This is a genomic window from Stenotrophomonas sp. YJH_SMC_123 (genome assembly GCF_059368215.1).
Map to the genome: position 1 here is coordinate 277,706 of NZ_JCAFRM010000008.1, position 9,316 is coordinate 287,021.

Consider the following 9,316-nt stretch of genomic DNA (forward strand, 5'->3'; position numbering starts at 1 on the left):
TCAGCCTCCCGGCGACAGGCCATCGGCCAAGGTGCGCCGGTAGGCCAGCAACGCCGGCACCAGCCCGGCCACCGCGCTGATCGCCAACACACCCGCCACCCAGGCCAGCTCGCGGCCATCCGGCCAGACATGGGTGATGGACAGGCCGAACGTGGCCAGGGCCCAGCCGCGTCCGGCCATGCTGGCAGCCACCAGCAGCGCCAACGCCAGCACGCAGGCCACGGCACTGGTTGCCACCGCTTCCACTACCAGCAGGCCGGCGATGTAACCCGGCCGCGCGCCGGTCGCACGCAGGATCGCCATCTCGCGCCGCCGCTGCTGCAGCGTCGAGACCAGCAACGCCACCAGCGAGACCATGCCCAGCAACACCACCATCGCGCTGATCAGCTGCAGTGCGCGCTCGGCCGTGCCCAGCGACTGCCACAGCTGCTGCAGCGTCACCCCGGGCAGGATCGCCAGCATCGCCTCTTCGGGATACTCGTTGATCCTGCGCTGCACCGAAAAGGTGGCGATGCGCGAGTTAAGGCCGAGCATGAAAGCGGTGATGCTGGTCGGGGTCAGATCGAGGTGGCGCGCCTGCTCGGCACTGACGCTCTGGCTGCGCAGCTGCACACCCGAGCGCCAGTCGACGTGGATGGCCTCGATCGCCGGCAGCGAGACCAGCAGCGACGAATCCACCGGCGTGCCGCTGCGCTGCAGGATGCCGGAGACCCGGAACGGCTTGTCGGCATGCGTGGCCAGCGTGACCGCGCCGGTGCCGTGCGCCAGCACGATCTCGTCGCCGAGGCCGACCTTCTGCGCGCGTGCCACCTCCGCACCGATCACCGCGTCATACAGATCGTCAAAGGGCTGCCCCTGTGCAAAAGCAAGCGCGTGACCGGAACCATAACGATAGTGTTCAAAGTAGCCGCCAGTGGTACCCACTACCCGGTAGCCGCGCCAGGAATCGCCCAGCGACAGCGGCACCGCCCACTTCACCTGCGGCATTGCGGACAGCGCCTGGTAGGACTGCCAGGACACGTTGTTGGTGGGGTCACCGATATGGAACACCGCGTACAGCAGCAGGTTCACCGGCCCCGAACGCGCACCGACAATCAGGTCCGTGCCCGACACCGTGCTGGCGAAGCCTTCGTGCGCCTGCGTGCGCACACGCTCGACACCCAGCAACAGCACCACGCTGAGGGTGATGACCAGCACGGTCAGGCCCACGCTCAACGCGCGGCTGCGCAGGCTGGCCCAGGCAAGCTCAAGCATGGCCGGCACCTGCCTGGTTGATCTGAGACAGGGCAATCGTGCGGTCGAACAACGGCTGCAGGCTGTCGTCATGGCTGACCACCAGCACCGTGGTGCCGGCCGCCTCGCATTGCGCCGACATCAGCTTCAGGAACGCGGTCGCCGCGTCGCGGTCGAGCGCCGAGGTCGGCTCATCAGCCAGCAGCAACGCCGGGCGGCCGATCAGCGCGCGTGCCGCCGCCACGCGTTGTTGCTGGCCGACGCTGAGCGTGCCGGCGCGGCGCTGCATCAGCCCGGGGTCCAGCTGCAGGGCCTGCAGCAGTCGCGCGATCTCGGCATTCAACGGCCCGCTGATGCGCGCACTGCGCAGGCGCGAGAAGCGCAGGCCCAGTGCGATGTTGTCGCGCACGCTGAGAAACGGCAGCAGGTTGAACTGCTGGAAGATCACGCCCAGGTGGTCGGCGCGGAAGCGATCCCGCGCGGCACCACGCATCGCCTGCAGCGCGTGGCCGGCGACCTGGATGCGGCCCTTGCCGGGCAGCAGCACGCCCGCCAGCAGGCTCAGCAGCGTGCTCTTGCCACCGCCACTGATTCCGCGCAGCAGCACGCTGCTGCCCTGCTCGATCCATAGCCGCGGCACGTCCAGCACCAGCCGCCGGCCATAGCCGAACTGCACGCCATCCAGCACGATCACCGGTCGCATGCTCACGGTGCCAGCACCACGCGCAGATTGTCCGCAGTCAACACGCTGCGGTTCTGGCCATGGGCGGTGGTGCTGTTGACGATCACTTCGTGCAGGCCCGGGAATACTGCGGGCAGGCGCACGACGATGGCCCGCAACCCGGCGGGCTTGGTGCACTGGTACCGCAGGGTTGCGCTGAACCCTGCGTGGCGATGCTGACCGGGCGGCGGCGCGGCAGCCATCGCATCGAAGCCCTCGGCCCTGGCATCGTTCGCGATAAGGCGGCAGCCCGCGGCGGTGGGCAAGGTGACCCAGCTGCCGCTTTGCAGCAGCGCAATCGCACGCGCCAGCGCGGCCTGCTCGGTTGCATTGGCCGGCGGCCGCTCGAAATCAAGGATGCCGATGCCGGGCGCCTGCAGGGCGAATTCCAGCGTCTGCTGGTCAAGCGCAAGATCAACGGTGGCCTGGCCGTGTACGTGCGCACCGAGCTGGCGGACATCATGGGCCTGTGCAGCGCTGGCAGCCAGCAGCAGGAAAAGAGCAGCAGAACGCTTCATGGGAGAGGCTCCAATTGTTACTATGTAACATTATGGACCACATCCCCACGACGCCTGCAAGGGCCCTGGCCCAGCCGCCAGCTTCGGCACGCTGGCACCCCCGCTTCGATCTAGCCGGGGCCTGGCTGTCCCTGGCCTGCGCCGCCCATTGCATCGCCCTGCCCCTGCTGTTGGCCTTCGTGCCGGCAGCGATGATGGCGCTGCGCTCGTTCCAGCACCCCGGCCATGGAGCGATGACGGTGCTGCTGATGATGTCGCGCTGGGAATGGGTGTTTGCGCTGCTGGCCTCGTCGCTGGCCTTGGCGAGCACCTTGGCCGGGGTTCACCGGCATGGGCGCTGGCGACCTGCAAGGCTGGCCTGCGTCGGCGCCCTCCTGCTGTTGTCGGCCTCGCTATACCTGCCGCTGAAGGAATCACTGCTCTGGCATGGCGTGGCGACAGCTGGTGGTGGCGTGCTGCTGGCATGCGCGCACATCGGCAACCGGCGCGCGCTGCACAACCGCCGGTAGTGCCGGGCGCTGGCCGGCAGCTGCGGGATCCCGGCAGCCGGCCAGCGGCCGGCTCTACCCCCTCCATGCATGGGCCACGCATCAGGTGATACACAGCTGGTAGTGCCGGCCGCTGGCCGGCAGCCCCAGAGACCCGGCAGCCGGCCAGCGGCCGGCGCTACCCATCCGTACATGGGCCACGCATCAGGTGATACACAGCTGGTAGTGCCGGCCGCTGGCCGGCAGCCTCAGGGACCCGTCAGCCGGCCAGCGGCCGGCTCTACCCATCCGTACATGGGCCACGCAACAGGTGACGCTCAGTCGGTAGTGCCGGCCGCTGGCCGGCAGCCCCAGAGACCCGGCAGCCGGCCAGCGGCCGGCGCTACGCCGCCTTATTCGTCAAACGGACGCTGGCCGAGCGTCTGCGTCACGTGGTCGACGAAACAGGTGATGCGCGCGGCCAGCGCGGTGTTGCGGTAGTACACCGCGTTGATCGGCTGGCGCACCTCCTGCGTCTGCTTGGCGAACAACTGCACCAGGCGGCCGTCACGCCGGTCCTGGCGGGTCAGGAAGTCGGACAGGCAGGCGATGCCCAGCCCGGTCACCGCCATCTGCCGCAGTGTCTCGCCACTGGATGAAGCAATCGCCGGCTCGATCACGAAAGGGCCGCCATCGGCATCCTGCAGCGGCCATTCGTTCAACGAACTGGGCTGGGTGAAGCCAAGCAGGTCGTGCTCGCGCAGCTGCTCCACCCGCGTGGGCGTGCCACGCCGGCGCAGGTACTCGGGACTGGCCACCACGCGGATGCGGCTGTGGCCGATGGGCCGCGCATGCAGGGTGGAATCGCGCAGCACGCCAATGCGGAACGCTACGTCGGTGCGCTTCTCGATCAGGTCGGTGATGCCTTCATTGGAATTCAGCTCCAGCTCCACCTGCGGGTAGCGCTCGCGGAAGCCCTCCAGCAACGGCACGATGACGTGCAGCATGAACGGCGTGGCGGCGTCTACGCGCAGGCGCCCGACCGGCTGCAGCCGCCGCGCGGCCATCTGTTCCTCGGCCTCGTCCACCGTGGCCAGGATCGTCCGCGCGTACTCCAGGAATGCGGCTCCCTCCTCGGTCAGCTCCAGCCGCCGCGTGGTCCGCCGCAGCAGCGTGGTCTGCAGCTTGTCCTCCAGCCGCGCCAGGGTGCGGCTGGTGGCGGAGATGGTCAGCTCCAGCTCTTCGGCCGCGGCAGTGATCGAACCGCTGTCGACCACGGCCACGAAGGCCTTCAGCTCATCCAGGGTGGTTTTCATTTTTTACCTCGGCGCAAAAGCGTTTCCCGTATACACGGCTTAATCAACAAATGTAAAGCGCCCACACTTCGCCCTGTCCCGAGCCCACCGGCTCTCAACGAAGTCCCTGGAGTCCATCATGAGCGTTCCTTCCTTTGGCGTCGGCACCTTCCGCCTGACCGGCCAGACCGTCATCGATTCGGTGCGCAACGCCCTCGACGTCGGCTACCGTGCGATCGATACCGCGCAGATCTACGGCAACGAAGCCGAGGTCGGCCAGGCCATCGCCGAATCCGGCGTCCCGCGCGACGAGCTGTTCCTGACCACCAAGATCTGGGTGGACAACTACGCTGCCGACAAGCTGATCCCGAGCCTGCGCGACAGCCTGACCAAGCTGCGCACCGGGTACGTCGACCTGCTGCTGATCCACTGGCCGGCGCCGGGCAATGGCGTTGAACTGCGCGAGTACATGACCGCTCTGGCCGAAGCGAAGACGCTGGGCCTGACCCGCCAGATCGGTGTGTCCAACTTCAACATCGAGCTGACCCGGCAGGCCATCGAGGTGGTCGGCGCCGGCGAGATCGCCACCAACCAGATCGAACTGAGCCCCTACCTGCAGAACCCGGCACTGACCGCCTTCCTGCAGGACCAGGGCATCACCGTCACTTCCTACATGACCCTGGCCTACGGCAAGGTGCTGAAGGATCCGGTGCTGGCCGCCATCGCCGACAAGCACCAGGCCACCGTGGCGCAGGTCGCGCTGGCGTGGGCACTGCAACTGGGTTACTCGGTCATCCCGTCCTCGACCAAGCGCGAGAACCTGGCCAGCAACCTGCTCGCCCAGGACCTGCACCTGGATGCCGATGACATGGCCGCGATCGCTGCGCTTGACCGCAACGGCCGCGAAGTCGATCCGCCGGGCCTGGCCCCGGCCTGGGACTGAGGAGCCTCGCCATGGGCAGTGCGTTGACGCGTCTGCAGGCCGGTGGCTTCAGCATCGGCATCGAAGCACCGCTGGACAATGACTGGACGCCGCTGGGCGAACAGGCACGACACGCCGCGCGACGCCTGCCCGGCGAACCGGACCTGCAGCGCCATGCGGAGCTGGCACGGCTGGCCGACCGCCTTGGCTTCCGTGCGCTGTGGGTACGCGACGTGCCCGTGTACGACCCGGCCTTCGGCGATGCCGCACAGGTGTTCGAGGTGTTCAGTTACCTCGGCTACCTGGCCGGCATCACCGAGCACATCCTGCTGGGTACCGGCGCGGTGGTGCTGCCGATCCGCGAGCCGTTGCTGACCCTGAAGTCGGCACGCAGCGTGCAGCGGCTGAGCGGTGACCGCCTGCTGCTGGGCGTGGCCAGTGGCGACCGCCCGGTGGAGTACCCGCTGTTCGGCCGCGACTTCGACAGCCGTGGCAGCCGCTTCCGCGAGCACATCGCACTGCTGCGCGAAGGCGCTGCCGCGCACCTGCCGCAGGGCCTGGGCGTGCTGCCCGCGGATGGCCCGGCCCTGCCGCTGTTCGTGGCCGGCCTGGCCCAGCAGCAACCGGCGTGGATCGGCCAGCACATGGATGGCTGCCTGGCCTACCCGGGCACGCCGCAGGACCATGTACAACGCGTGGCGGCCTGGCGCGCCGTGGCCGGCAACAAGCCCTATGCCAGCTTCATCCACCTGGACCTGGTGGCCGATGCCGATGCTCCTCTGCAGCGCTGGCGCTTCGGCCTGCGCGGCGGCCGCAACGCCCTGCTGGCCGAGCTGCACGCCATGCAGGCGGCCGGTGTCGACCACATCGGTCTGCAGTTCCGCCGCAACGAACGGCCGTTGGCCGAAACCTTCCACGAAATCGCCGAGTACGTGCTGCCGCACTTCCCGGCCCACGCCGGCGCCGCTGCGCCGCATGCCCCGCTTGCCGCCCCCGCGACGGCCTGACAGTTACCGGAGCTTTGCCATGAAGATGAAGACCCTGGCCGCGCTAGCGCTGGCCACCCTGCCGATGTCCTTCCAGGCCACCGCCGAGGACTGGTACCCCTCTGCCTACGGCGCCAACGACGAGATTGGCGCGGCCAACCTGCTGACCGCCGACGTGGTCAAGCACGCGGTCACGCTGGTCAGGACCGGCAAGACCTATCCGCTGGCGGTGCCGGTGGACAAGAACCTGCCCGCGTTCCGCCACCGCAGCTTCCGCCTGTACAACGTGCAGGTCGGCCAGCAGGCTGGCAAGTCGCTGGGCCCCAACAAGTTCACCTTCAACGATGAACTGGTGAACGCCTGGACCGGCGTTGGCACCCAGCTCAACGGCATCGGCCATATCGGCATCGACAACGTCTACTACAACGGCAACAAGGCCGCCGACTTCGTCACCGTGGACGGGGTGCGCAAGCTCGGCGTCGAGAAGGTGCCGCCGATGGTCACCCGTGGCGTCGTGCTGGACATGACCACGTACTACGGCAAGGCGATCGTGCCCGGCGGCACCGAGTTCACCGTGGCCGACATCCAGGCCGTGCTGAAGAAGCAGGGGCTGCGCCTGCGCAAGGGCGACGTGGTGCTGTTCAACACCGGCTGGCTGGAACTGATCGGCAAGGACGACAAACAGTTCCTGGAAGTGGAACCGGGTATCGGCATGGAGGCGGCGAAGTGGCTGGCCGACCAGGGCATCGTCGCCTTCGGTGGCGACACCTGGGCCTCGGAGGTCTACCCGAACCCGAATGGTGCCGAGGAGTTCCCGATCAACCAGTACATGCTGGCCAAGCGTGGCATCTACAACCTGGAGCTGATCGACAGCCGTGCCCTGGTGCGCGACAAGGCCTGGGAATTCCTGTTCGTGCTCGGCCAGCCGCTGTACGTCGGTTCGACCCAGGTCAACATCAACCCGGTGGCAATCCGATGAACACCGCCGCTGACCTTCCCGTGTTCGCCGGCCGCCGCTTCCGCGTCAGCTATGACGGCCTGGCCGCCGACAATGTCTACAGCGCCGATGGCCGCCACGTGCAGTACGCCATCGTCTCTGGCGCCTATGCCGGTGCGCAGGGCGAAGCCGCCTGTGAGTGGCAGCGGATCAGCGACGGGGTCTATGCCATTTCGTGGCAGGAAGCCGATGGCGCTACGGTCGTGCATGTCGATGACTTCGCGGGCGGGCATTCGCTGGCCTGGTTCACCGCCACCGATGGCAGTTTCCATCGCATGCAAGGGCCGCTGCACGCGCTGTGATGCCGGCCAGCGGCCGGCACTACCGCGTGCGGTCGGGCAGCTTCGCGTGCCGCTCCGGCAGTGCCGGCCGCTGGCCGGCACCCCCGGCCTGCTCGAACACCCCGGCCACCCAGTCGATGAACACCCGCAAGCGTGGGGACGGCGTGCGGTTGCGCGGGTAGACCAGGCTCAACGGGCTTGGGGTCGGCGGCGCGTCCGGCAACAGCTCCACCAGCTGCCCGCGCGCGATATACGGGTCCATCCGGTAGCGCGGAGCCTGGATGATGCCCAGGCCCGCCAGCGCGGCGCCGAGGAACGCATCCGCACCGGACACACGCACCCGCACCGGCAGCGGCACGTAGCGCACCTGCCCGCCCTGCTGGAACTCCAGCGGAATCAGCTGGCCGGTGGCGCTGGAGCGATAGCCCACCATTTCATGGCCGCCCAGCAGGGACTCGATGCTGCCTGGCACGCCCTTGGCCTGCAGGTAGTCCGGCGCGGCCACCGTGACCTCGCGCAGCATCGCCAACCGGCGCGCCGCCAGATCGCTGTCGGCCAGCGTGCCCACCCGCAGCGCCGCATCCACGCCTTCGCGCAGCAGATCGACATAGCGGTCGCCTTCGCTGACCTCCAGTTCGATCTCCGGGTAGCGCTGCAGGAACTCCGGCAGGTGGGGAAACAGCAGGTGCCGGCCCAGCGTGCCATGCACCTCAATGCGCAAGGGGCCGCGCGGCGGCGCGTCACGGAAGGCGGCCTCGGCGTCGTCCATGTCGGCGATCAGGCGCAGACAACGGCCATAGAAGGCCTCGCCTTCCAGCGTCGGCACCACCAGCCGCGTGGTCCGGTGCAGCAGGCGCACGCCCAGCCGCTGTTCCAGCGCCTTGATCGCGTCGGTCACCGTGGCCCGCGGCAGGCCCAGGTCCTCGGAGGCCCGGGTGAAGCTGCGGCGCTCGACGATACGGACGAAGGCGCGCATGGCCGTGAAGCGGTCCATTGTTCGGCTATCCGGATGATGTTGGCGGATTATGCAGGATTATCCGAAAGCGCGATTTCGCGAAGATGGCGCTGCGCCACTTCGGCGTGTCCCCGTGGAAGTCACCATGACCCTCTCCCCCGCCCGCTCTGTCGCCCTGGTCACCGGCGGATCCCGTGGCATCGGTGCCGCCATCTCGCGTCGGCTCGCCGCCAATGGCCACGCGGTCGCGATCAACTATGCGGGCCGCCGCGACGACGCCGAAGCCTTGGCGGCCGAACTGAACGCCGCCGGCGCGCAGGCCATCGCGCTGCAGGCCGATGTGTCCGATCCGCAGGCGGTGCGCCAGCTCTTCGACGCCATCGAAGCCCGTTTCGGCGGCATCGACGTGGTGGTCAACAGCGCCGGGGTGCTGCAGCTGGCACCACTGGCCGATACCGACGACGCCCTGTTCGAGCGGGTGATCGGCATCAACCTCAGGGGCGCCTTCAACGTGCTGCGCGAAAGCGCGCGACGGGTGCGCGACGGTGGCCGGCTGATCACCCTGTCCACCAGCGTGGTCGGCATCCGGCTGGAGAACTACAGCGTGTATGCGGCCAGCAAGGCGGCGGTGGAGACGATGGGCGCAATCCTCAGCAAGGAGCTGCGCGGGCGCAACATCACCGTGAACGCCGTGGCGCCCGGACCGACCGCCACCGATCTGTTCCTGGATGGAAAATCGCCCGAGCTGATCGAGCGGTTGGCGAAGATGAACCCCCTGGAGCGGCTGGGTACGCCGGAGGACATCGCCGGTGCAGTGGGGTTCCTGGCAGGTGCCGATGGCGGATGGATCAACGGCCAGGTGCTGCGCGCCAACGGCGGAATGGTGTAGATCGCACAGGTGGCATCCACGCATGGCGCGACGCCCTTGTAGAGCCGAGCCC

At 68.4% G+C, this 9,316-nt stretch carries 11 protein-coding genes; 6 read left to right on the forward strand and 5 right to left on the reverse strand.

What is annotated here, in order from left to right; genetic code table 11:
* The 3 genes from AC5P5W_RS17965 to AC5P5W_RS17975 are packed head-to-tail and all read right to left on the reverse strand — an operon-like array spanning position 1 to position 2,472.
* Positions 1–1,254, reverse strand: a complete 1,254-nt coding sequence (locus AC5P5W_RS17965) for an ABC transporter permease (protein WP_495221336.1) — start codon at positions 1,252–1,254, stop codon at positions 1–3.
* On the reverse strand, positions 1,247–1,942 hold the full coding sequence (locus tag AC5P5W_RS17970) for an ABC transporter ATP-binding protein (protein WP_134808931.1): 696 nt from the start codon (positions 1,940–1,942) through the stop codon (positions 1,247–1,249). The genes AC5P5W_RS17965 and AC5P5W_RS17970 overlap by 8 nt, the downstream gene beginning before the upstream one ends.
* Positions 1,939–2,472, reverse strand: a complete 534-nt coding sequence (locus AC5P5W_RS17975; RefSeq protein WP_197575000.1) for a ZrgA family zinc uptake protein — start codon at positions 2,470–2,472, stop codon at positions 1,939–1,941. The genes AC5P5W_RS17970 and AC5P5W_RS17975 overlap by 4 nt, the downstream gene beginning before the upstream one ends.
* A gap of 32 nt (positions 2,473–2,504) precedes the next feature.
* On the opposite strand from AC5P5W_RS17975, the gene AC5P5W_RS17980 reads away from it, so the two are divergent.
* Complete coding sequence (locus AC5P5W_RS17980; RefSeq protein ID WP_032962638.1) at positions 2,505–2,981, forward strand: MerC domain-containing protein; 477 nt, start codon at positions 2,505–2,507, stop codon at positions 2,979–2,981.
* Between the two features lie 371 nt (positions 2,982–3,352).
* Here the strand turns inward: AC5P5W_RS17980 and AC5P5W_RS17985 are convergent, their stop codons facing one another.
* Positions 3,353–4,255, reverse strand: a complete 903-nt coding sequence (locus AC5P5W_RS17985; protein WP_111206306.1) for a LysR family transcriptional regulator — start codon at positions 4,253–4,255, stop codon at positions 3,353–3,355.
* Between the two features lie 118 nt (positions 4,256–4,373).
* Here AC5P5W_RS17985 and dkgB point away from each other — a divergent pair, with 118 nt between their 5' ends.
* From dkgB to AC5P5W_RS18005, 4 genes are read left to right on the forward strand one after another with little or no spacing between them, the layout of a single operon-like run.
* Positions 4,374–5,177: a 2,5-didehydrogluconate reductase DkgB gene (dkgB, locus tag AC5P5W_RS17990; protein WP_134808933.1), complete on the forward strand. Its 804-nt coding sequence runs from the start codon at positions 4,374–4,376 to the stop codon at positions 5,175–5,177.
* An 11-nt stretch (positions 5,178–5,188) separates the two neighbouring features.
* Positions 5,189–6,163, forward strand: coding sequence for a TIGR03571 family LLM class oxidoreductase (locus AC5P5W_RS17995; RefSeq protein ID WP_197575343.1), 975 nt, complete (start codon positions 5,189–5,191; stop codon positions 6,161–6,163).
* Between the two features lie 19 nt (positions 6,164–6,182).
* The gene (locus AC5P5W_RS18000) at positions 6,183–7,121 is read left to right on the forward strand and encodes a cyclase family protein (protein ID WP_197575342.1); all 939 of its coding nucleotides are present in this window, start codon (positions 6,183–6,185) and stop codon (positions 7,119–7,121) included.
* Positions 7,118–7,441: a MoaF-related domain-containing protein gene (locus tag AC5P5W_RS18005; RefSeq protein ID WP_134808935.1), complete on the forward strand. Its 324-nt coding sequence runs from the start codon at positions 7,118–7,120 to the stop codon at positions 7,439–7,441. The genes AC5P5W_RS18000 and AC5P5W_RS18005 overlap by 4 nt, the downstream gene beginning before the upstream one ends.
* A 19-nt stretch (positions 7,442–7,460) precedes the next feature.
* On the opposite strand, the gene AC5P5W_RS18010 is transcribed toward AC5P5W_RS18005, so the two are convergent.
* Positions 7,461–8,414: a LysR family transcriptional regulator gene (locus AC5P5W_RS18010; RefSeq protein ID WP_134808936.1), complete on the reverse strand. Its 954-nt coding sequence runs from the start codon at positions 8,412–8,414 to the stop codon at positions 7,461–7,463.
* Between the two features lie 106 nt (positions 8,415–8,520).
* On the opposite strand from AC5P5W_RS18010, the gene AC5P5W_RS18015 reads away from it, so the two are divergent.
* A complete protein-coding gene (locus tag AC5P5W_RS18015; protein ID WP_142234819.1) occupies positions 8,521–9,264 on the forward strand; it encodes an SDR family oxidoreductase in 744 nt (247 codons plus the stop codon).
* Positions 9,265–9,316 lie beyond the last annotated feature (52 nt).